Genomic DNA, 21,648 nt, shown 5'->3' on the forward strand with positions numbered 1-21,648 from the left:
ATGAATATCACTTCTATCGGCGATTTGGCGCGAGGAATGACCTTGCGAACCCGCGCAACAGATATCAAAACCCAGATCGAAACCCTGTCTTATGAAATGTCCACCGGGCGGGTACAGGACGTGTCGGGGCGGCTTGGCGGGGATTATTCGCAAATTCTGGATCTCGACCGCAGCCTCGCCAGACTCGACGCCTTTGGCATCGCAACGTCCGAAGCGGCCCTGTTCACCGATACCATGCAACTGAGCCTGAAAACCTTCGGAGATTCGGTCGGAGACATGACCGCGTCTTTGCTGGCTTACGGAACCGCCAATCAGCCCGTCAATCATGAACAAGCGTCCCAACAGGCGAAGAATGAGCTGGACACGATGATCTCGGCACTGAACACGCGCGTAGGAGGGCGCAGCCTGTTTTCCGGTACCGCCACCGATGTGTCGCCCCTGCAATCTGCGAACGATCTTTTGACGGCGCTGAAATCGCAGTTGACGGGGCTTGCCACGGTCGCTGATATCAGGCTGGCGGCAGAAAACTGGTTCAATGACCCAGCCGGTTTCGACGCCGTGATTTATCAGGGGTCAAACAGCACCCTGTCTCCGATGCAGATTTCGGAAAACGAAGGCGTCACGCTGCCGATCACGGCAACGGACCCGGCGTTCAAGGCCGCACTCAGGGACGTCGCCGTTGCGGCGCTGGCCACCGACAGCGCATTAGCACTTTCGCCCGATCAACGCACCGCTTTGTTCACGCAGTTAGGGGTCGATCTGGCCAACGCACAGGATGCCACCGTCAAGCTCCGGGCAAAGGTCGGGGCGGCCGAAGCCCGCATCGAAGAGGCGGCAACACGCAATTCGTCGGCCCGAACCAGCCTGGAATTCAGCCGAAACGAACTGATCGCGGCCGATCCTTATGAGACGGCAGCGAAACTGCAAACGGTACAATTTCAGCTGGAAAGCCTGTATTCCGTAACCGTTCGCAATGCGAGCCTGTCGCTGGTGAACTTTCTGAGATGAGGGCGTTGATTTTTCTCCTGCTTCTCCTTCCCGGCATGGCTTGGGCTGGGACAATCCGTCTCAAGGACCTCGTGGATTTTGACGGTGTAAGGGGCAACGATCTGGTGGGTTACGGCCTGGTGGTCGGCTTGAACGGAACCGGCGATGGGTTACGAAACGCGCCTTTCACCGAAGAAATCATGTCCAACATCCTCGAACGTCTTGGCGTCAACGTCACCGGTGAGGATTTCCGGCCCAAAAACGTGGCAGCGGTATTGGTCACGGCCAGCCTGCCGCCTTTTGCACGGGTGGGGGGTCAAATCGATGTAACGGTTTCAGCCATAGGCGATTCAAGCAGCCTGTTGGGTGGAACATTGATCATGACCCCGCTTAACGCAGCCGATGGCCAAATCTATGCGGTCGCGCAGGGCACAATCCTTGCAGGTGGCGTTTCGGCTGAAGGAGAGGCAGCCTCGGTCGTGCGTGGGGTGCCAACTTCGGGCGTGATCCCATCCGGTGCAAGGGTCGAGCGTGAAATTGACTTCGATTTGTCAACTCTCACTCAAATGCGCCTTGCACTCAGAGAGCCCGATTTCACCACAGCCGCGCGCATCGAAACCGCGATAAACACCGAGTTCAACAGAGTTGTGGCAATCATGCGGGATTCCGGCACGGTTGAGATCAACGTCGCGGCGACGCAGGCGGTTTCGACAGCCCACGCCATAGGGCGTATCGAAAACATTCTGGTCGAGCCTGAATCGAAAGCGCGCGTTGTTGTCGATCAGCGCTCTGGCACCATTGTCATGGGGCAGGAGGTCCGAATTTCGCGTGTTGCGGTGTCTCAAGGCAACCTGACTCTGACGGTTCAGGAGGCACCGATTGCGGTGCAGCCCAACCCGTTCGCCAGAGGTGAAACAGTGGTCGTGCCACGTACAATCGCAGGGATCGAGGAAGAAGAGGGAACCGGCCTCGCCGAAATCCCCGAGGCCACCACGTTGTCCGAGGTTGTCGCAGGTCTGAACGCGCTTGGGGTCTCGCCTCAGGACATGATCGACATTCTGAAAACGATCAAGGCAGCAGGCGCGCTGCATGCGGAATTCATCGTCAGGTGAAAGGCACCGCCAGCGGGATAGGCGTGCTGCTGGCACGCCCACCAAAGCTTGTATCTATTTCGATTTCCAGCTGTCCAGCCAGCGCCGAAATCTGTTATGTCGCTCTTCTATGGCGTCACCGGCCGCATATAGGCCATCTTCCACGTTTTCGATCATCGGATCAATCCGTGCTTGCCGGAACCTGCGCCAACGCACCCATATCGCCCAGACGAACGCCGCAAAGATCGTCAGGAAGATGATATTGAACCAGGGAATGATCCGAACATCCGGCCCTTCAACGTCTTTGATGAAAATGGCGTTGGGAAAGATCGACATGAATTCGTTGCGCCACCCGTAGTGGGTTACGACCACCCATTTCGGGTTTTCCTTGGTGGATTTCGCATCATTGGCCTCGGTATACAGGTTCGCCGTGTCGAACTTGAAATACGGGGGCCATCCCCAGCCGGTATCCTCATTTCGGTACACGATGGGTTTTCCGTTAGCCCGCACCGCCTGAATGAACTGCACATCCCGGTTGGACAGGCTGGTGGATTGATCTTCCGGCTCTGACCAAAAGATCCGGGTCCAGTCGTTCAGATCCTGCCGTTCTTCATAGGTGTTGACGATGCGCACAATGTCATGCTGGGGCAGAGAATATTGCAGGATCACGGCAATCGTACCCCAGAAAATGATAATGAACGCCCATTTCACATAGGCCATGCCTAAACCCTCACATGTAATTCACGATGTAGATCAGCGCGCCAATCGCCACCCACGGCACGATATAGACACCCAGGATCAGTTTACGCCGAAACGAGTTGTCATACACATGCAATCCGCGTTCGACAAAGGCTTCTTTGTTGCCCGTCTTGCCCTTTTCGTCCCACCAGTTCTCCAGTTTGCGCCGGCGTATGCCGCGCGAATAGAAAGACAGCCCGACATAGGCAATCGTCTGGATCACCAGCAAGATCAGCAAAAGGCGCAACAATCCAATCATTTCAACCTTTCCTCACCGAACCCCACGGACCAACCCGAGCAATTATGTCATCGCTGACGCGATCGTCACCACTCATATCCGGCTCATGTCCGAACAGGGCGGCGCGGGCGCCTTGCTTGTCCACCTGATATTCGCGCGCAAGGAAGTCGGCCACATAGGCCTTCTTGCTCTCGGGCCAGCCAGAATATGTTCGGTAGAACAATTCTTTGTGGCAGATGAACATCTGGCGCGGGTCCAGCGGGGCCAATTCGGACAACAGCATGTTCACCAGATCGCGGTTCGGCGTATCGGCGGCGCGTAGCGTGTAGAAATAGGCCGGGTGGTCCGAGGTGATGCGCGGCCACGGACCCCCGTCACTTGCCCAGCGCAGCAGTTGCGCAAGCCCGTGATAGGCCTGCGGCAGGCGATCCGCGTGGTTCCGGGCCAACCGCCGCATGTCGCTGCGATCCAGCCCGGTCAGGTTGACATCGGCATCTGCCGCCGCATCGACGGTCAGGAAATCCATCTTCTGTTGCAGGATCGCGGCCGCATCCACGCCGCGCGCCTTGACGATGGGCTCAACCAGATCGTTGTAGTCCAGAAATTTGGCAATCTGGTTCCGCTGCGGCGGATCAAACGTGTATTTGATCGGCAAGTCGTCAGGCTTTTCACCCATGCAAATCGCTGCCGGGTGATCAACGTCAGGAAAAAGATAAAGCCCACCGAAATGTGCCGTCCAGAAGTTTCGCTGCTCAAAATCCGTATGACGCAGGCGCACCGGGTTTCGGGTGACGTCACCGGTTTCCCTGGCGGTTTCGATCATCTTGGCGATCAGCACATCATCGAACCAGGCGTCCTCTTCGGTTTTGAACCGTTCGACCATGCCTGCCAGTTGCTGTGCCTTGCGCAGGGTGCCGCCTGTTGTGTCGGCCTCGATCTCGATCTTGCGCAGGTTCAGCAGGTCGCGCGGCGTGGTGAGTTTGAAAACCGAGTTCACCAACTCTCCGGCCACCGCATCGGTGGCGGTCAGGGCGAACAGCTGCGCCTCGTTCATCTCGATGAATTCCCGCAGGATATCGCGCGAGGTCGAGAATTTGACGTTCAGCAAAGGCGCACGTTTCTGCTCGGTCGTCAGCAGGATGAACTGCCGGTTGACCCCGTTGGGGTTGAGATAAAGCTCATCCTCCAGCTCAATCCCTACCTCCGGCGAATAGCCCGAGATATCGACATGGAAATCCGTCAGCGCCGTGGTCTTGCCCGCAAGATGCTGCAACGCGCGGTTATACCGCTCGACTAAGGCCGGGCTGGAGATGTGGACGAGGTTGCCGAACATCAGGCCTTTTTCGATGAGGCGAATCATGTTTTGTCGCACCACTTCCAGAGCTTTGTGTTCTGCTGGCTCACAATATTGAACTTTCTAAACGCCGGTCTTGATTGGAAGAAGCGAGATCGGTCTATCCCTGCCGCGAGAATTTCTTCGCAGCAAAGAACGGGCCGCGGCCCGTTTATTACTCCAACTAGCTTTAGGCGCTCCGAGAAATTCAGGAAACGCATGTTTCCGTCTTTGACTACATCAGAGTCCATAAACTTTGAGATTACTCTTATTTCTCTTTCATATTTCCACTTTGTCGACTTGATGGAGCAGAACTCACTAAAGTTTGGAGAATTGGGCTTCGGGAAATCTCGATCATTATACACTTTCCTCACGGCCAAGTATTTTACTGGCGTGGAAATTTTCATCGACACATCAATGACAAGGCAAACCCCCTGCCCTCTATCGGCATAGTGTGCCCACATCAACGGATTCTTCCAGTCTTCGGAAAGACATAGCAAGCCTACCTTGTCCTTGACTGATTGCATCCAATTTCGGTGAGCGTCTCGCGAAGCTCTTTCGTCTAGTGAAAATGATGCAAGCTCAAAAACATCGTTACATTTGTCAAATGCGGACAATTTGACTCGCCTATTTCTAATCGTCGTTAGGACGTGATTTGGCCCCGTGAAATAGAAAACTCTTCGATAGCCGAGTTCCGGTTTCTTCAGCCATTCTAAGCTGTAGGTCACTACCCCTTCCCCTCCAGATACCGTCGCTTGGCCTCTTCCATCCGGCCCATCTCGCGGACGGCGTTCTCGATGGCGACCTCATCGCTCTTGTCGGCATAGCGGAACTCGCTGTCGGCGTAGCGGTTGATCTCCTGGATCACCATGTCCATCGTGATCGGCTGGCGCAAGTCCTCGATCATGGCCTTCTTGGTGTCGTAGTCGCGGAACAGGAACAGGTCGGGGTTCTCCATCCATTCGTCGGGCAGTTCGAAATCCATCGCGCGGACCTTGACCGCGTCGGTGATGTTCTTGATCGCGCGGCCGGTAAAGCGCTCATCCGCCTGCTGGATCGCCTTGAGGTAGGTGCCCAGCTTGGCGATGGTGTCCATCTGGCCGATCTGAGCCGAAACCCGGTCATAGACCTGCAGCAAGGCGTCCTCATGCGGGCGGGAGTGGCTTTCGAAACTGGCGGCGACAGCTTTTTTGATCTCTTGCGCGGCATAGGCCTCGTGCTCACCCAGCGGGATGTCATGGTTGCGGCCCATCAGCAGGTGCAGGATGTCGATGTAATCCTCGCGCGTCTGTGGCCCGTCCACCAGAAACCGCGCACCCGCCCGTTGACGCAGGGCGTCGTCCACATTCTCGGGGTAGTTCGAGAACATGCCAAAGGTGCAGTTGCCGCGCACGACGGTGTTGGCGCCCGCAAAGCTCTCCATCAGCACGGCGGTGATTTCCAACTGCCCGGCTGACGATTGCCGGTCGCCGCGTTTACCCGCCAGCTGGTCGATATCGTCGATGGTGCCGAACCCGATGACCGAGGGGTCGATGATCGTGTTGATGAACGCCTTGGCGTTCTGGCCCGATTTGCCCTGATAGCTGTCGATATTGTCGGTGCTCAGGTTCTGATAGCGGAACGGATAGCCCGCGTTCTGGCAATAGTCGTTGATCAGCCCCGCCATCATCTGGATCAGGGTCGTCTTGCCGGTGCCCGGTTTGCCGTCGCCCATGAAGGTAAAGATGAACCCGCCAAGCTCGGCAAACGGGTTCAGGCGGCGGTCGAAATCATAGGCCATCACCATCTTGGCCAGTTTCATGGTCTGATATTTGGCGATATGGTTGCCGACCACCTCATTCGGTTTCTTGAACGTCATGGTGAGCGTGGTGGATTTGGCTTTTGAGGCCGGCTCAAACCCCCGGATGGTCAGGTCATCCGCCTCGATATGCCAGGCAGCATTCTGGAACGGGGCCAGATGGCCTGCGGACCCTGCACGCAGGGCGGCCTTTTCCATCAGTTGTTCGGCATAAGCGCTGGTAGCCGCGATTAGATGGGCGTCGTCGGGGGCGTGTTTGGCCAGCACCTGATCCAGCTCCCACAGCGCGCCATGCAGGGCAAGCTGGCCATTGTCGGTCAGAACCTCTTCGATCTCGCCCAGATCAACGGTGGTTTCGCCCAGATGCGAAGACATCAGATAAGCCAGCGCGTTGCCGAACGTATGGAGCGTGATCAAAGCCTCGGCGGTCAGCAATTCCGAGAATTCAGTCTTGCGCGCGGCAGGTAGATCCCCGGCCAAATTGGCACGTTTCAGATCGGCCAACGGCGTCTGCTCCGTATAGGCCTCGGCCACGGCCAGAGCGATGGCAATCGCGCGCCGAATGGCCTGCTGGGCAGTGGCCTGCGGGGGTGAGACCAGCGTATCGCCATCATCCGACGCCTCGATTCGTTCAACCAGATGCACCCCATCCGCGCGCACCGTGCGCCGTGTCACCAAACCCGGTGTCGTCGACCGAAACCGCCGCCCCGTCGACACACCCGGAGACCGTTCGACGGCGGCCTCAACGGGTTTGGCAATCCGCGGTGCATGCTCGAACCCGTTCAACAGGGCGGTCGCTGCGGGATAATGCTTGCGAATGTCGTCTTCGCGCAATTCCATCTGATCTGACGTCAAACTCATCTCAATAACCGCCCTTGCTTCATCTTTTCAAAAATACTCCCGCCGGAGGCGAAAAATTCAATATCTCAACACCTGCCCGGTCTTGCTGACGACGAACTTGCGCACATCGGCAAAACCCGGCGGGTTGCGCTCGGCCAGCACCTGAAACGGACGCTGGGGCAGGATGATCGAGCGCTGAGTGCGCGTGGCCCCGGTCTCGGCCCCCTGCCCGCCGAACGGGTCCAGCGCAAAAATCTCGCGCTCAACGGTCGAGAACCACCCGGAGCGCTCTTCGATCACCTCTTCGCTCTCCAGTTCTTCGGTGGTCCAGGCCAGTGCCCAATCCTGACCTTGCGGAGATTGCGCGTCCTCCAGCACCTGCCGCAGGGGGCCGGATTGCTCGGTATAGGCCGAGGAATACATCGGACCCACATGGATGCGGCGCAGGTGTTTGGGATGCAGGTCGTCGAAATCCTGATCGAAGCCTTTGGCAATCGTCACCAGTTTCAACCCACCCAGCGCTTGCGCCATCAGATGCGCCTGAACCTCGGGCCAGCGGCGCTGATCCTTGGGCAGGGCAGTTTTGCCGCTGTCCTCAAGCTGCATCAGATAGATGACGGGCAGGTTGATCTGGCTGTCATAGACCGCCCAGTGGATCAGGAACTTGCGCCGCTCGCCCTCATTCCCGATCCAGTGACATTCGGGATCGTTGCGGGCCCAGAACAGCTGACCTTTCAACAATTCCTCGTAATAGAGCCTTTGGGACAGCGCGAATTGCAACTTGGTGGGGATGTCCTGATCGCCAATAATTGCCCGCACCATGTCGGTTTTCAGGTCCTCTTCCGAGGGCATGTTTGCCAGATGCACCTGCGCCTGCTGCGCGTCATTGGCCATGGTCAACAACTCGGCCGCCACCGGAAACCCGCTGTCGCGCTTGTCCATGGCGAGGCTGCCAAAGAACCGCCCGGTATCACGCCCGACCAGCAGGTATTTCATGGAGAGCGCGCGGAAGGTGTAGAGCAGCCCCGAGAGGTAGCGCGACACGATCCGAACCTCTTGTTTGCTGATCGCGCCCTCGGCCTCCATCGTCGCAGCCACGCGCAGGAGGTGGACGGTGATCACCTCGAATTTGCGGAAATAGCGGCGCGAGGCGAAAGTGTCGGTCAGGCCGACATGGTCTTGGGTGGGGTCAGTCATCCTCGGCGACTTCTTCAGGTTTCCCCTTTTTGTTATTTTTAACAATAAGGTACAAATTGACTAGGCTACCGACACAGACTGCCGCGTATATTCCAACATAGTTAGCTGTTGATTCCGGCCAAATCCAAATTAGGCCGAGCACAAACAAAGTTGCCACAACCATTTGGTAAGTCCATTCGGGCACTGATCTCGGTCGCCCAATTAATCTCATTTCCGAAATCTTCATCCGCCATACAAATTCTTATCATGCTTCTCGACAATCGAGGCAAACCGGCGGGCAAAGCGCTCATCCGCCTTGGCCTTTTTCTCCAGCACGTCGCGGGCAAAGACCATGTGGTCCTCGTGCGCCTCGAGCATGTCGGCCATCTTCTGGTTGGTCGCGGTGCCGATGGCGGCCATGGCGGTTTGCGCCTCCTGGTCGGTCTGCACGCCGATCTCGTTGATGCGGTGGGCCACGTCCTGCTGCTGTGCAGTTTTCAGCGATTTGGTCAGGGCGTCATACAGCACCACGCGCTGTTGCGTGTCTGTTTGCAGCTTGTTGATCAGCACCATCTGCGTCGCCGCCTGGTTTTGCAGTGAATCGACCCAGGTTTTGCCCTTTTCGATGTAACGCTCCAGCGTTTGGGATTTGGCCAACTTGACCTGTTCTTCCTGAACCTTGGCGTTGTATTGTTTGTTCAACTCGGCAAGTTCGGTTTCCAACTGGGTGCGCGCGGCGGCGTCCTGTTCGACGCTGATCTTGTTTTCCAGCGTGATGATCGTCGGATCCATACCCTGAATCTCGGCGCGCAGCGCCTCGAGTTCCGCCACAGTCGCCTCGCGATCGTCCAGCGTGACGGTCAGGTTGTCCTCGACCTTGACGCGCTGTTCCTCCAGCACGGCCAACTGCCCTTGCAGCAGTTTGACGATCACGTCGGATTTGGCGATCAGGTCTTGCAGCTTGTCATCGATATTGGCGGTGCGCATCCGCTCCTGCCGCATCGACTCGGATTTACCTTTCGAGAAGATGCCGACAAACGACTCCCACCCGGTTTTCGAGCGCATCTCGTCAAAATCCTTGGAAAACGCGCTGGTGACGTCGTCCAGCCCCATGATCAGCTCGGCGATATTGGCGTTCATCACCTCGGTATGGGCGTGCACATCCTCGAGCGTGGCGTTTTCGATGTCGATATCGGCCTCGGCAGTGCCGATCTTGGCGCGGGCCGCTTCAATGCGCGAGGTCAGCCCTTCGATCTGAGACTGGCTTTCGCGCACTTTGGCTTGAGTCTCTTCTATCAACGCTTCGAATTGCTGGTTCGACATCGCTTCTATCCCTTTTTTCTTCTATTACCCAATAAGATAGGGAATGTTACACTGATTTACATCCCCCGGGTCTCAAAATTCACTCAGACTTTGGCAAACTCCTTGGCAAAAAGAAAGGCGAGACCGGCCAATGAAACGCGCAGATTTCGGGTGACTCGATTAATTTAACTTGTTAAGTATTTTTTTGATCAAATCTGGATTGATTCCACATCCAGAGTGGCCATAGACAATTGAGACATCACCTGATTGGGTGCGCGCAACCCAATTCACGCCGGAGGCTTATCATGCTGGACGCAACGACCGATCTGAAGTCAATCCTGAAGAACCCCGAATTGCTTGTAACCAAAGCCTATATCGGCGGTCACTGGGTAGACGGTGACAATGGCACGTTCAAAGTCACCAACCCCGCTCGGGGCGATGTGGTCGCCGAGGTGGCAGACGTCAGCCGCGCTCAGGTCGCCGGAGCAATCGCACAGGCCGAAGCCGCGCAGAAGGAATGGGCCAAACTGACCGGCAAGGAACGTGCAGCCATCCTGCGGCGCTGGTTCGATCTGATGATGGAAAACGCCGAGGATCTGGGCAAGATCCTGACCGCTGAACAGGGCAAACCCCTGGCCGAAGCCATCGGTGAGATCGGCTATGGCGCGTCTTTCATCGAGTTCTTCGGTGAAGAGGCCAAGCGCGTCTATGGCGAGACCATTCCCGGCCATCAGCGCGACAAGCGGATCATGGTGATGAAGCAGCCGATCGGCGTTGCGGCCTCGATCACGCCCTGGAACTTTCCCAACGCGATGATCACCCGCAAGGCAGGCCCGGCTTTGGCCGCTGGCTGCGCCTTTGTGGCGCGCCCGGCCACCGAAACGCCTCTGTCGGCGCTGGTACTGGCGCTGCTGGCGGAACAGGCCGGCGTACCTGCGGGCGTGTTCAACGTGGTGCCCTCGTCGCAGGCCAGTGAGATCGGCAAGGAGTTCTGCGAAAACCCCGGCGTGCGCAAGCTGACCTTTACCGGATCGACCGAAGTGGGCCGCATCCTGCTGCGCCAGGCAGCCGATCAGGTCATGAAATGTTCGATGGAGCTGGGCGGCAACGCACCGTTCATCGTGTTCGACGACGCCGATCTGGATGCCGCCGTCGAAGGCGCGATGCTGTGCAAGTTCCGCAACAATGGCCAGACCTGTGTCTGCGCGAACCGTATCTACGTGCAGGCCGGCGTCTATGACGCATTCGCGGCCAAACTGAAAACGGCAGTAGAGGCACTCAAGATCGGCGACGGCTTGACCGAAGGCACCACCACCGGCCCGCTGATCAATGCCGACGCGGTCGCCAAGGTCGAAGAACATATCAAGGACGTGACCGACAAGGGCGGCGCGGTCCTGACTGGCGGTCTGCCGCATGATCTGGGCGGCACGTTCTTCCAGCCAACCATCGTGACCGGCGTGACGCAGGACATGCTGGTGGCGCAGGACGAAACCTTTGGCCCGCTGGCCCCGCTGTTCAAGTTCGAGGACGAAGACGACGTGATCGCCATGGCCAATGACACGATTTTTGGTCTGGCCTCGTATTTCTATGCCAAGGACCTGAGCCGCGTCTACAAGGTGGCCGAAGCGCTGGAATACGGTATCGTCGGCGTGAACACCGGCATCATCTCGACCGAGCTGGGCCCGTTCGGCGGCGTCAAGCAATCCGGTCTGGGCCGCGAAGGCAGCCATCACGGCATGGAAGACTATCTGGAAATGAAATACGTCTGCATGTCGGTCTGATCCAATACGGTCTCTGTCCCATTGCGGTGGGCAGAGACCCCCGCGTCCGGAAACGCAATCGCGTCGTCTTTTGACTGTTCATGGCGGTGACCCAATCGACGCTGACACGGCTATTCTGCGGATTTGTCGCGGATTTGTTCGATTGCACGGGTCGCGAACTTTCCCTGTAACGAACCGTCCACCATGGCTTCCAGCGCGGGCAATGCAGAGGACGCCGCGCCACCTATTTTCCCCAATGCAATGGCTGCCTCTTTGCGGACAAACACCGACGGGCTTTCAAGAAGCGCGATCAATTCCGGCACCGCTGGCTCTGCCTCGGGACCAAACAGGGCCAGCGATTGGGCTGCCGTCCGCTGATCTTTGGCATCCCCCCGTGACAGGTCCGCCCTCAGACTTGCTATGGTTTTTTCCGGAGGCAACGCCGCCAGACGCAGCCCGTCGTTCAGCCGGGCGTTCAAATGCTGGTTCTCACCGACCCAGCGAATGATGAAAAAGTAATTCTGAACAGCGTCCTGTATGACACCGGCATGCTTGCCCTTTTGCCATCGGTCGATGATGGCCCTGCCCGCACGGCGATCTCCATTCAGGGCCAGAACCGAGGCTGCAAATGGCATCAGTTCAGTTGCCTGCGGATTTCTGTTCAACTCTTTCTCGATCACATCTGCCGCACCCGTCAGGTCATTCAATGCGTAAAGAGCCGCCGCTTCAAACAGCGCGTAGTGGCTGGGATAATTGGGATCCAGCCGGGTCGCGGCCTGTACAAAGGCCAATCCTTCCTCGGGCTCACCGGCTGCAATCAGCGCCCATCCCATCGTCAGATGCGCCTCGGGGTCGCTGGGTTGCAGCGCGATGGCTTTCGCTGCTTCTCGTCTGGCTTCTTCCGTCCCCCGACCTACCCGTAGGTTACTGTCCCAATCCGGAAGGTTGAGACTGACAATAGCCCGGATAACGTGCACCAGGGCGGTGTCCTGCTCCATCACATCCCGGTAATATCTGTAAAACAGGCCGATATGCATTTGCGCGCCTGACTCTGCAAACCCATTCCAATGATGAAAGATGTGCGGTCGCAAATGCGCCAGGGCAAGCGTCGCCCAGGCACGCCCATAATCCGGGTCCAATTCCACGGCCTTTTCAAAATGGGGAATTGCCGCAAGGTTGTCCTGTTCGTTGAACTGCGAATACAACTCCCACCCGCGCTGGAAGGCCTCGCGTGCTGCAATGGTCTGGGTTTCCACACTTTCGATGGCTTGCCGGCTTTGAGGGTCGAGCGGAAGATCCAGCTCCTGAGCAATTGCGAGAACAATGGTTTTCTGCACTTCAAAGATGTCATCAATCGCGCCATCAAACCTGTCCGCCCAGATCAATCGCCCGTTCAATGTGTCGGTCAGGCGAATGTTGATCCGGAAATCTTCATCCGCACGTCGCACGCTGCCGTCAACGACGTAGCGAACCCCAAGTTCTTCGGCGAAACGAGCGATATCTATGTTCCTGTCGCGGTATGCGAAGGATGAATTGCCGGCGATGACGAACAATCCGGATATTCGGGACAGGTCCGTGATCAAATCCTCAGAGATACCGTTGATCAGCATTTCCTTGGATGCGTCATCGGTGTAATTCGCAATCGGCAACACTGCGATGGAAGGTAGATCCGGCAAAGGGTAAACCATCTGCGCCTCTGAGGCGCGCAATTGGCCAGTCTTCCACGGTTTCGTCAGAAAAAGCCCAACAGCCGCCAACATCACGAGCAGAGCCGCCAGCGGCAGCCAGCGGGATTTCCTCAGTGTGCGGCTTTTTCGCGGTGAAGGCAAAATTTCCGCTTCTACGCGAAAGGCCTGAACTGGGTCTGCGATGTTCTTGACGTTCTGTGGCCCGATCGGGGCAAAACCATAGGGCACTTTGTTGCGCGCATAATCGACGATGGATTGTGAAACAATGATACCACCGGGATCTGACAGTGCCTCGAGCCGCGCGGCAACGTTCACCCCGTCGCCAAGGATGTCATCCCCGTTCGAAACCACATCGCCGACATTCAGGCCGATCCGAAACGTGATGACGCTATCTTGATCGGTACCCGCGTTTCTCTTTGCAAGGTCGGCCTGAATTTCCACGGCAGCGTGAACCGCATCGACGGCGCTGCGAAATTCGATCACAAAGCTGTCTCCCGCAGTGTTCGCGATGCGCCCTGAATGCCGGGCGATCGCCGGCTCTATGACTTCGCTGCGGATCAGGCGAAGCCTTGCGATGGTACCTTCTTCGTCCAGACCAACCAATCTTGAGTAGCCGGCGATGTCGGCTGCCAGGATAGCTGCTAGTCGACGTTTTGGTCGGCTTTCCATAATACCGAAGACTATCAGGCGGATAATTTGCTGGGAACCAGTTTTCGCACACGCCCAAAACACAACGCCCCGCGTCTGGAGGAACGCGGGGCGTGTGTTGCGGCAGTCCGGGAGGAGTGAACTGCCGCGGGATATTCAGAAGCCTCAGTTCACGGCTTTGGCGTCCACCACATCCTTCTCGATGGCTTTGGCCGAGGTGATCTCGATCCGGCGCGGTTTCAGAGCCTCCGGAACCTCGCGCTTCAGTTCGATGTTCAGCATACCGTTTTCGTGGCTCGCACCGGTGACGCGGACATGATCCGCCAGGGCAAACCGACGCTCGAACGCGCGGGTGGCGATGCCACGGTGCAGATAGGTGCGCTCTTTGTCTTCGGCGGCTTTTTTACCTGCCACGACAAGTGAATTTTCTTTCACTTCCACGGTCAGGTCGTTTTCCGAAAAACCGGCAACGGCCACCGATATCCGGTAGGTGTCGACATCGGTTTTTTCAATGTTGTAGGGTGGATAGCTGGGCTGGGCCCCATCGTTGGTCAGAACGCGATCCATCATGTCGGCGATCTGGTCAAAGCCAATGGTGGCGCGGTGCAGCGGTGCAAAATCAAACGTACGCATGTGTCATATCCTCATTCTTGAGCGATTTGCGATAAGTGCCCTCCGACTGGACGGGCGATTTCAGGTACCGGACCCCGTTGTGGCGGTCCGATACACATCACATGGGTAGCGATTTCGCCGAGTTCAACCCCCGCCAGAACTGATGAATTTCGCACCAGATCCTGACTTACCGGACCCGACCTGCAATCGGCGGATCGACGCCTTGGGCTGAGGTGCGTCGCGCCGCATGATGGCCTTGAGCTCGGCGACGATCCCGCCAAGCTCCATGCCAAACCCCACCTTTCTACGGCCGTTCGTGCCTACCGCCGATACCACAGACAGGATCTGCCAGCGCGCACCGTTTTTCGCCAGAATTGCAGACCCGGAAGACCCGAAAGTAATGTCGCAATCAAAGGTGATCAGACCCTGCCTGCGGTCGATGATACGGCACGACCGTTCTCGGGTGATCGCCTCGGACCGTCCGCGCCCATACGAGGCAATGCTGATCTTGTTGCCCGGAACACGGCCGCTGTGCAGCGCAAAAGGGTCGGCGACCGAATACGGGATAGGCTCGTTCAGCCGCATCAGGGCCACGTCCAACTGGACACCTTCGTGCGACAGCGGGTTCTGCGCCCCATAGCTGGGATGAAGGGCGATTTGCGTGACCTGACGCTCGGCCAAAGCGTTGCCGTTGCTAAGGCCTGCACGAAACGTGATGTCTTCGGGCACATAAGTCTTCCCGGTACGACGATCCACCGCACAATGGGCTGCGGTCAGCACCATGTCCTGCGCGATCAACGTGCCGGTGCAATACGAGGCATCGCGGACATCCAGCCGACCGATAGCCTCCCAACCATAAAGGTCATCCCGGTCGGTCAGCTTGCGCTTGTTGGATTGCGCTTGCGGCGCTGTTGCCAGGATGCTCAGGCCCAATAACAGGCTCCAGAAGACTCTCATCATGGTCGAATGAACCTTGCGCCTATGTTCTTGTTCGTTCCCGATCCGGACGAGGAAAGCCCAAATCCCCGCCCCGCAGAAAGTTCGTCACGCAGCAATTGCAGAGAATGCTCAACCGCGGTTCCAATTGCAACACTCTGGCCGTCCATACTGGCCTTGGCCGCAACCACCGATACGATCTGAGGGCGCGCGCCCGTGAAAGAAAAAACGGGTGCCCCCGAAGACCCGAAATCAACGTCGCAGGACATGACCATAACCCCGGCCTGCCGGTTCATGACCGAGCAGACCTGTTGCAGCGACGGAGCTTCTGACCGGTCATGCGCATAAGACACAACGCCCACTTCAGCGCCACGTTTGGGCTGATCGCCCGACTCAAATGGAATGACGGCGGTATTACGGATCGGCTGCCACAGCTCGATCAAAGCCACGTCCGCGCTTACCCGGTCGGCCGTAGAGTCGACGCCATATTGGTAGTCCGGATGGATCACAGCCTGGCGCGCGGTCCGATAGGCCAACGCACGTCCCAAACGCCACCCGGCCAGAAACTCGATATCCGCAGGGTTGATCCGTTGTCCTGATCTTTTGTCGAACAGGCAATGCGCCGCTGTCAGTACAAGCGTCGGCGACACCAGCGTTCCGGTGCAAAACCCTGCGCCGGCGATATCCAACCGCCCGACAGCCATCCACTCGCGCCCGGAATCCGACGTATCCAGGCTTTCCAGCCTAGTGTCCTGCGCCGTGGCCGCCAATGGCAAGACACAGAGCACGATCGCCTTGATCCAGTTACGCACGCGGTTCTCCGAGACTCACTTCGAAGCTTTTGTCCTACGTGCCGCGTTGGGCGAAAATAGGGCGGTCATGCACCAAAGGTATTTCCCTGGGAAATGATGCGCGCTGGCATCAGCATGATTCACCGCAAGACGGGAACCGGGTTCCCTGTTCCCTGCAAGGCCGGTGGCTTTGGCCCGCCGGTCGCCCAGTCCAGCAACTCTACCGTGTGAACGATCGGCAGTTGCGTACCAGAACCGATCTGCATCATGCACCCGATATTGCCAGCGGCAATGATATCAGGCTGTTTCGCCTCAAGAGTTCTGACTTTTCGCTGTTTCAACTGGCCTGATATGTCCGGCTGCATCAGGTTGTACGTTCCCGCGCTGCCGCAGCACAAATGACTGTCGGCGGGTTCGACAACCGTGAAACCCGCGTGTTTCAGCAAGTCTTTGGGATAGGATTTGATCTTCTGCCCATGCTGCAATGAGCAGGCCGCATGATAGGCGACGGTCAGGTTTTGGTTTTCGCCCGTCGGCAGATCCAACTTGATCAGAAGTTCACTGATATCCATGGCGATTGCAGACACACGCGCCGCATCTTCGGCTAGCGGGCCATTGCGAAACATATGCCCATAATCTTTCACGGTGGTGCCACAGCCGGAGGTATTGATGACTATGGCGTCCAACCCATCACCGTCCATTTCCCGTTTCCAGGCTCTGATATTGGCTTTTGCCGCCATATGACTGTCTTGCACCTTGCCCATGTGATGGGTCAAAGCTCCGCAACACCCGGCACCTTTGGCGATCACGACCTCGCACCCCAATCGAGTCAGCAGGCGGATCGTGGCGTCATTGATATCGGTGTTCAGCGCCCTTTGCGCGCAGCCCGTCATCAGCGCCACCCGCATTTTCCGTTCGCCGCCGGGCGCAAAACTCTGCGGATCATCGTTGCGGCTGACAGGCGGGATATGCTTGGGCGCCATGTCCAACATCGCGCGCAGCCGGGCATCAGGCATCAGGAACCGGAAAGGGCGGCCCAGCCTGGCCCCGATCAGGGCCCAACGGAATCGCATGGGATAGGGCAGGATCTGCGCCAGAACCCAGCGCAACGCACGATCCGTCAGCGGGCGCTTGTAGTTTGCCTCGATGTATTCGCGCGCATGATCGACCAGATGCATATAGTGCACGCCTGACGGGCAGGTGGTCATGCAGGCCAGACAGGACAGGCAGCGGTCGATGTGCTTTACCGTCTTTTCGTCGGGCACACGCTCGTTTTCCAGCATGTCCTTGATCAGGTAGATGCGCCCACGCGGACTGTCGAGCTCATCTCCCAGCACCTGATATGTCGGGCACGTGGCCGTGCAAAATCCGCAATGGACGCAGTTGCGCAGAATCTCGTTCGAGCGCTGGATTGCCGGGTCCAGCAATTGCTTTTCCGTGAATTTTGTCTGCATCGCCCTATCCCATCAGTCCTGGGTTGAACAAACCGCGAGGATCAAATTTCGCACGTAAGCCCTTTGTCAGAGCCGATATTGATGTGGATTCCGGATGAAACCGCCCCAGTTTTCCGAACGTCGCGTGGTCAGATCGTACCAAAGTGGCATGACCAGAAAACGCACCAAGCCGGGCACGCACATCCGTGCCGGCCGGGACCCGCAGCCAAACAAGACCACCGCCCCAGTCAAACAGCGCTTGATCCGCTTCGGCGCGCGCCGAAATCTCCGCCGCGTCACCCGGTTTTACCGAAAGCCGCCAGACGTCCCCCTCCTTGCCCTGAAATGGGTGCACGTCACGTATTCCAGCCCAAAGCGCCTCGGACTTGCTTTCCTCAGCAACGTCCCCAAAACCTTCCAACTCAGATGTCAATCTGCTTGTCCGATATGCAACCGAATCCTCAAAACCTTCGACCCTAATCAAGGCTTTTTGAAGATTTGGGTCATAGGCCGCGCCCGTCACCTCAAATGGAGATTTCAGTGCTGCCGAAAGAACCCGCACAGCAACGCCGATGTCTGAGACTGCAACGGAAAGGGTTGAACTTCGTTCCGGCTTGGGCAGCACCTTCAACGACACCTCGGTCACAACGCCCAAAGTGCCCCAAGACCCACCCATCAGCTTGACCAGATCGTAGCCGGTGACGTTCTTCATCACCCGCCCGCCGTTCCTGATCACCTGCCCGCGCCCGTCGACGAAGCGCACTCCTAAAAGATAATCCCGGCACGCCCCGGCCTGAATCCGCCGCGGGCCCGAGATATTGGCCGCCACAACACCGCCAATCGTCGGATTACCCCGGATCTCCAGCAAACCCCGGTGATCCATCGGTTCAAAGGCCAGTTGTTGCCCTTCCCCATCCAACGCCGCCTCAATCTCAGCCAGCGGTGTACCCGCCTTTGCCACAAGTGTCAGCGCCCCGGGTTCATAGAGGGTAATACCGCTCAGCCCGGATACCTTCAGTTCGGGCTCCCTCCCGGTCACACCGCGCGTACCACCTCCGGCAATCCGCACCGGACCGCTCAGCCCGGCCACCAGTTCGGCCAATTCAGCTTCCGTCTCAGGTCTCATTTGCTTCATCTTTTCCAAAATACTCCGGGGGCAAGGGGGCAGAGCCCCCTTACTCCGCCGCAATGCGCCGCGCCCGAGACACATCCAAAGGGAAAACTTTCGCAGGATTCAGCAGCCATTTGGGGTCAAAAACGTCCTTTACCGCCATCTGCGCCTCAAGATCGGCAGGCGCATATTGATGCGACATGAGATCCCTCTTCTCGATGCCCACGCCATGCTCACCGGTCAGACAACCGCCTTCGTCCACGCATAGTTTCAGAATTTCGGCCCCGAATGCCTCGCATTTTTCCAGATCACCCGGTTTGTTGGCATCGAAAAGGATCAGCGGATGCATGTTCCCGTCTCCTGCGTGAAAAACGTTCCCAACAGGCAGACCGAATTCTTCACTCAACTCGCCGATACGGCGCAGCACCGTCGGCAGGGCCGACACCGGGATCGTACCGTCAAGACACATATAGTCGTTCAACTGCCCCATGGCGCCGAATGCGGATTTCCGGCCAAGCCATATTTTTGCGCTTTCTTCGGCTGACTGGCTTTCTCGCAACTCGACCGGGTTGTGGCGCTTGGCGATCTCGATGATTTTCGACAGTTGATGGGCGATTTCGGCTTCCGACCCTTCCACTTCGACAATCAACAGCGCATGGCAATCGGGGTATCCGGCGTGTGCAAAGTTTTCGCAGGCTTTTATGCACAGCGTGTCCATGAACTCGATCGCGACCGGCAGAATGCCCGATTTGATAATGTCAGAAACACACTGACCCGCGACTTCGTTGTCGTCGAACCCCATCAGAACCGGCCGCGCGCCTTCGGGCTTGCGCAGAATGCGCAGTGTTGCTTCGGTCACCACGCCCAACTGACCTTCCGAGCCGCAAATGACGCCCAAAAGGTCCAGACCGGGCGCATCCAGATGCGCGCCGCCGATCTCGACGACACTGCCATCCATCATCACCATGGTCACGCCCAGAAGGTTGTTCGTTGTCACGCCATATTTCAGGCAATGTGCGCCACCTGAATTCATCGCGATATTGCCGGCAATGGCACATGCCAGTTGCGAGGAAGGATCAGGCGCATAAAAGAAATCCTCCTCCTCGACCGCGCCGGTGACGCTCAGATTGGTGCGGCCCGTCTGCACCCTGATGAAACGGTTGTCATAGTCAACCTCCAGCACCTCATTCATCCGCGCGACGCCCAGAATGACGCAATCAGCCGTTGGCAATGCCCCGCCGGCCAGCGACGTACCCGCACCGCGCGGCACGACAGGCACGCCTTCTTCATGGCAGATGCGCAAAACGTCCGAGACTTCCTGCGTGCTCGACGGCAGCACGGCCAGCATCGGCGGGCATTTGTAAGCCGTCAGGGCATCGCACTCATAGGCTCGGGTTTCAGCCGGATCATGGATAATTGCCGTATCCGGCAAAACCCGCGACAGCCGCGAAACGATCGCGCTTTTCCGGTTCAGTACGTCCGGGCTTGGCTTTGGCATTTCCATGGCATCCCTCCCTTTGGTAAAATAATATTACCAATTTACCACTCTGGCAAGTTCCGATGTCCGGTCGTACTGTCGCGCCATGACCTGGATCGAACGTGCCGCCCTATTTTCCCCTCTGGATTATGCTGCCATTGCAATATTGCTGGGTGCGTGGCTGTGGATCGGATGGAAGATCGAACACCCGTCACCACAGAAGCCGTCCGTCGCCCTTGTGATGGATGGCTACCGCCGCGACTGGATGCACGAGATGGTGACGCGTCAGCCACGGATGTTCGATGCACAGGTCGTGGCTGCCATGCGGCAAGGCAGCACCTTTTTCGCCTCGACCACGATGATTGCCATCGGGGGCGGTCTGGCCCTGTTGGGCAATACCGAACGATTGGCCGGGGTGGCGACGGATCTTGCCATCGGCAGCGCACCGGCGATGGTCTGGGAAATCAAGATACTTGTGGTTGTCCTGCTGCTGGCCAATGCTTTTCTGAAATACGTCTGGGCACATCGCCTTTTTGGGTATTGCGCCGTTTTGATGGCCTCGGTTCCAAACGATCCTGAAGACCCAAACGCCTATCCTCGGGCCGGTCAGGCGGCCGAGATCTGCGTGACCGCCGCCCGCAGCTTCAACCGCGGTCTCCGCGCCACCTATTTCGCCCTTGCTTCGCTGGCGTGGTTTCTTGGACCGATGGCATTGGTGTTGGGCACGATGATCACATTCGGTGTCCTGTATCGCCGCGAGTTTGCATCGCATTCCCGCGCGATCCTCATGGCCCAACGCCCGAACACAGAGACGTGATCCCCAAGCGCGGCATTAAACCCTAGGTTCGAACCATGCGATATGTGATTCTCAGCGCCCTTCTGGCTGTACCTGCCCTTGCCGACCCGCCGACAATCGAACAGGTCCGCGCCAGTGCCACCGGTGACACATGGCGGTTCGACGTGACGATCCGGCATCCCGATACAGGCTGGGATCATTACGCCGACGGCTGGCGCGTTCTGGACATGGACGGGAATGAACTGGGACTGCGGGTGCTGCACCACCCGCACGAGACAGAACAACCTTTTACCCGCTCGCTTGGCGGCGTGGTGATTCCGGAAAACGTTTCACAGGTGCAGATTCAGGCCCGGTGCAATGTGGATGGCTGGAACGCAGACACGACGTTGGTCGAACTGAACTGACCTTCAGAAAATCCCCATGGCCAGGCCCGCACCCAACGCGGCGCCGATCTCGCGACACCGATCCAGCTGATCTTCCGGAATGGTTTTCCGGGCCAGAATGGCCTCGGGCGTTTGCGCGTGCGTGCAGACAATCAGCGGCGACTGGACCTCTTTCAACCGCCATCCAGTGGCGATCCGTGCGATCTGGCAGGCTGCATTCTCTCCGTCCGACCCGGCGCAAATCATCTGCGCATATGGGCGACCTTCGATCTGTCCCAGAACCGGGTAATAGCAACGGTCGAAGAATTCCTTCATCAAGCCCGAGATCGCCGCCAGATTCTCTGGCGCGCAGAAGATGTAGCCGTCGGCGGCCAGCACATCCTCCGGCCCCGCCTGATCCGCAGGCACAAGCTCAACCTCGGTCTCAGCCCGCGCCGATTCAGCCGCCGCTTCGGCCATCTGCCGGGCACCGCCTGTGCGCGAATGGTAAACGATCAGAAGCTGCGCCAT

20 protein-coding genes are annotated in these 21,648 nt (G+C 57.9%); 5 read left to right on the plus strand and 15 right to left on the minus strand.

What is annotated here, in order from left to right; all coding sequences use genetic code 11:
* The gene (locus GS620_RS18710; RefSeq protein ID WP_171617383.1) at positions 1–1,008 is read left to right on the plus strand and encodes a flagellin; all 1,008 of its coding nucleotides are present in this window, start codon (positions 1–3) and stop codon (positions 1,006–1,008) included.
* Positions 1,005–2,099: a flagellar basal body P-ring protein FlgI gene (locus tag GS620_RS18715; RefSeq protein ID WP_171120118.1), complete on the plus strand. Its 1,095-nt coding sequence runs from the start codon at positions 1,005–1,007 to the stop codon at positions 2,097–2,099. The genes GS620_RS18710 and GS620_RS18715 overlap by 4 nt, the downstream gene beginning before the upstream one ends.
* Before the next feature lie 54 nt (positions 2,100–2,153).
* Here GS620_RS18715 and GS620_RS18720 read toward each other — a convergent pair whose 3' ends face one another.
* From GS620_RS18720 to GS620_RS18750, 7 genes are all read right to left on the minus strand, one after another.
* Positions 2,154–2,798: a DUF1523 family protein gene (locus tag GS620_RS18720; protein ID WP_152459741.1), complete on the minus strand. Its 645-nt coding sequence runs from the start codon at positions 2,796–2,798 to the stop codon at positions 2,154–2,156.
* Positions 2,799–2,808: 10 nt separating this feature from the next.
* On the minus strand, positions 2,809–3,075 hold the full coding sequence (locus tag GS620_RS18725; protein ID WP_171120117.1) for a hypothetical protein: 267 nt from the start codon (positions 3,073–3,075) through the stop codon (positions 2,809–2,811).
* A gap of 1 nt (position 3,076) precedes the next feature.
* Positions 3,077–4,414: a DUF6638 family protein gene (locus tag GS620_RS18730; RefSeq protein ID WP_171617384.1), complete on the minus strand. Its 1,338-nt coding sequence runs from the start codon at positions 4,412–4,414 to the stop codon at positions 3,077–3,079.
* Positions 4,411–5,115 carry a DUF2971 domain-containing protein gene (locus GS620_RS22320; RefSeq protein ID WP_171617385.1) on the minus strand — a complete coding sequence of 235 codons (705 nt, stop codon included), beginning with the start codon at positions 5,113–5,115 and terminating at the stop codon, positions 4,411–4,413. Before GS620_RS22320 ends, GS620_RS18730 begins: the two co-directional genes overlap by 4 nt.
* The gene (locus tag GS620_RS18740) at positions 5,115–7,046 is read right to left on the minus strand and encodes an ATP-binding protein (protein ID WP_171617386.1); all 1,932 of its coding nucleotides are present in this window, start codon (positions 7,044–7,046) and stop codon (positions 5,115–5,117) included. Before GS620_RS18740 ends, GS620_RS22320 begins: the two co-directional genes overlap by 1 nt.
* 57 nt (positions 7,047–7,103) lie before the next feature.
* Positions 7,104–8,222, minus strand: coding sequence for a hypothetical protein (locus tag GS620_RS18745; RefSeq protein WP_171617387.1), 1,119 nt, complete (start codon positions 8,220–8,222; stop codon positions 7,104–7,106).
* A 222-nt stretch (positions 8,223–8,444) separates the two neighbouring features.
* Complete coding sequence (locus tag GS620_RS18750) at positions 8,445–9,524, minus strand: hypothetical protein (RefSeq protein WP_171230262.1); 1,080 nt, start codon at positions 9,522–9,524, stop codon at positions 8,445–8,447.
* A 284-nt stretch (positions 9,525–9,808) separates the two neighbouring features.
* Between GS620_RS18750 and GS620_RS18755 the strand changes: the two genes are divergently transcribed.
* On the plus strand, positions 9,809–11,284 hold the full coding sequence (locus GS620_RS18755; protein ID WP_171617388.1) for an NAD-dependent succinate-semialdehyde dehydrogenase: 1,476 nt from the start codon (positions 9,809–9,811) through the stop codon (positions 11,282–11,284).
* A 110-nt stretch (positions 11,285–11,394) separates the two neighbouring features.
* Here GS620_RS18755 and GS620_RS18760 read toward each other — a convergent pair whose 3' ends face one another.
* The 7 genes from GS620_RS18760 to GS620_RS18790 form a co-directional block, all read right to left on the minus strand.
* Entirely contained in the window at positions 11,395–13,620 is a 2,226-nt protein-coding gene (locus tag GS620_RS18760; RefSeq protein WP_171120110.1) for a tetratricopeptide repeat protein, read from the minus strand.
* A gap of 144 nt (positions 13,621–13,764) precedes the next feature.
* Complete coding sequence (locus tag GS620_RS18765) at positions 13,765–14,232, minus strand: Hsp20 family protein (RefSeq protein WP_152459732.1); 468 nt, start codon at positions 14,230–14,232, stop codon at positions 13,765–13,767.
* 123 nt (positions 14,233–14,355) lie between these two features.
* The gene (locus GS620_RS18770) at positions 14,356–15,171 is read right to left on the minus strand and encodes a serine protease (RefSeq protein WP_171617389.1); all 816 of its coding nucleotides are present in this window, start codon (positions 15,169–15,171) and stop codon (positions 14,356–14,358) included.
* On the minus strand, positions 15,168–15,959 hold the full coding sequence (locus tag GS620_RS18775) for a serine protease (RefSeq protein ID WP_171171842.1): 792 nt from the start codon (positions 15,957–15,959) through the stop codon (positions 15,168–15,170). Before GS620_RS18775 ends, GS620_RS18770 begins: the two co-directional genes overlap by 4 nt.
* Before the next feature lie 119 nt (positions 15,960–16,078).
* The gene (gene glcF, locus GS620_RS18780; protein WP_171617390.1) at positions 16,079–17,392 is read right to left on the minus strand and encodes a glycolate oxidase subunit GlcF; all 1,314 of its coding nucleotides are present in this window, start codon (positions 17,390–17,392) and stop codon (positions 16,079–16,081) included.
* 4 nt (positions 17,393–17,396) lie between these two features.
* Positions 17,397–18,497, minus strand: coding sequence for a glycolate oxidase subunit GlcE (gene glcE / locus GS620_RS18785; RefSeq protein WP_171617391.1), 1,101 nt, complete (start codon positions 18,495–18,497; stop codon positions 17,397–17,399).
* Between the two features lie 49 nt (positions 18,498–18,546).
* Positions 18,547–19,986, minus strand: coding sequence for an FAD-linked oxidase C-terminal domain-containing protein (locus GS620_RS18790; RefSeq protein WP_171617392.1), 1,440 nt, complete (start codon positions 19,984–19,986; stop codon positions 18,547–18,549).
* Between the two features lie 79 nt (positions 19,987–20,065).
* On the opposite strand from GS620_RS18790, the gene GS620_RS18795 reads away from it, so the two are divergent.
* Positions 20,066–20,776, plus strand: coding sequence for a DUF599 domain-containing protein (locus GS620_RS18795; RefSeq protein ID WP_171617393.1), 711 nt, complete (start codon positions 20,066–20,068; stop codon positions 20,774–20,776).
* Positions 20,777–20,811: 35 nt separating this feature from the next.
* Entirely contained in the window at positions 20,812–21,159 is a 348-nt protein-coding gene (locus tag GS620_RS18800; protein ID WP_171331677.1) for a hypothetical protein, read from the plus strand.
* Between the two features lie 3 nt (positions 21,160–21,162).
* Here GS620_RS18800 and GS620_RS18805 read toward each other — a convergent pair whose 3' ends face one another.
* Positions 21,163–21,648, minus strand: a complete 486-nt coding sequence (locus tag GS620_RS18805; RefSeq protein WP_171206405.1) for a flavodoxin family protein — start codon at positions 21,646–21,648, stop codon at positions 21,163–21,165.

The organism is Ruegeria sp. HKCCD6428 (assembly GCF_013110595.1).
Taxonomy (GTDB): domain Bacteria; phylum Pseudomonadota; class Alphaproteobacteria; order Rhodobacterales; family Rhodobacteraceae; genus Ruegeria.

Excerpts from the sequence above, each read along its gene's own strand:
- GS620_RS18730 (WP_171617384.1), bottom strand. The coding sequence starts at position 4,414 with ATGATTCGCCTCATCGAAAAAGGCCTGATGTTCGGCAACCTCGTCCAC.
- GS620_RS18740 (WP_171617386.1), bottom strand. The coding sequence starts at position 7,046 with ATGAGTTTGACGTCAGATCAGATGGAATTGCGCGAAGACGACATTCGC.
- GS620_RS18790 (WP_171617392.1), bottom strand. The coding sequence starts at position 19,986 with ATGGAAATGCCAAAGCCAAGCCCGGACGTACTGAACCGGAAAAGCGCG.
- GS620_RS18760 (WP_171120110.1), bottom strand. The coding sequence starts at position 13,620 with ATGGAAAGCCGACCAAAACGTCGACTAGCAGCTATCCTGGCAGCCGAC.
- GS620_RS18720 (WP_152459741.1), bottom strand. The coding sequence starts at position 2,798 with ATGGCCTATGTGAAATGGGCGTTCATTATCATTTTCTGGGGTACGATT.
- GS620_RS18750 (WP_171230262.1), bottom strand. The coding sequence starts at position 9,524 with ATGTCGAACCAGCAATTCGAAGCGTTGATAGAAGAGACTCAAGCCAAA.
- glcF (WP_171617390.1), bottom strand. The coding sequence starts at position 17,392 with ATGCAGACAAAATTCACGGAAAAGCAATTGCTGGACCCGGCAATCCAG.
- GS620_RS18725 (WP_171120117.1), bottom strand. The coding sequence starts at position 3,075 with ATGATTGGATTGTTGCGCCTTTTGCTGATCTTGCTGGTGATCCAGACG.
- GS620_RS18805 (WP_171206405.1), bottom strand. The coding sequence starts at position 21,648 with ATGGCGCAGCTTCTGATCGTTTACCATTCGCGCACAGGCGGTGCCCGG.
- GS620_RS18710 (WP_171617383.1), top strand. The coding sequence starts at position 1 with ATGAATATCACTTCTATCGGCGATTTGGCGCGAGGAATGACCTTGCGA.
- GS620_RS18765 (WP_152459732.1), bottom strand. The coding sequence starts at position 14,232 with ATGCGTACGTTTGATTTTGCACCGCTGCACCGCGCCACCATTGGCTTT.
- GS620_RS18755 (WP_171617388.1), top strand. The coding sequence starts at position 9,809 with ATGCTGGACGCAACGACCGATCTGAAGTCAATCCTGAAGAACCCCGAA.
- GS620_RS18715 (WP_171120118.1), top strand. The coding sequence starts at position 1,005 with ATGAGGGCGTTGATTTTTCTCCTGCTTCTCCTTCCCGGCATGGCTTGG.
- GS620_RS18800 (WP_171331677.1), top strand. The coding sequence starts at position 20,812 with ATGCGATATGTGATTCTCAGCGCCCTTCTGGCTGTACCTGCCCTTGCC.
- GS620_RS18745 (WP_171617387.1), bottom strand. The coding sequence starts at position 8,222 with ATGACTGACCCCACCCAAGACCATGTCGGCCTGACCGACACTTTCGCC.
- GS620_RS18770 (WP_171617389.1), bottom strand. The coding sequence starts at position 15,171 with ATGATGAGAGTCTTCTGGAGCCTGTTATTGGGCCTGAGCATCCTGGCA.
- GS620_RS18795 (WP_171617393.1), top strand. The coding sequence starts at position 20,066 with ATGACCTGGATCGAACGTGCCGCCCTATTTTCCCCTCTGGATTATGCT.
- glcE (WP_171617391.1), bottom strand. The coding sequence starts at position 18,497 with ATGAGACCTGAGACGGAAGCTGAATTGGCCGAACTGGTGGCCGGGCTG.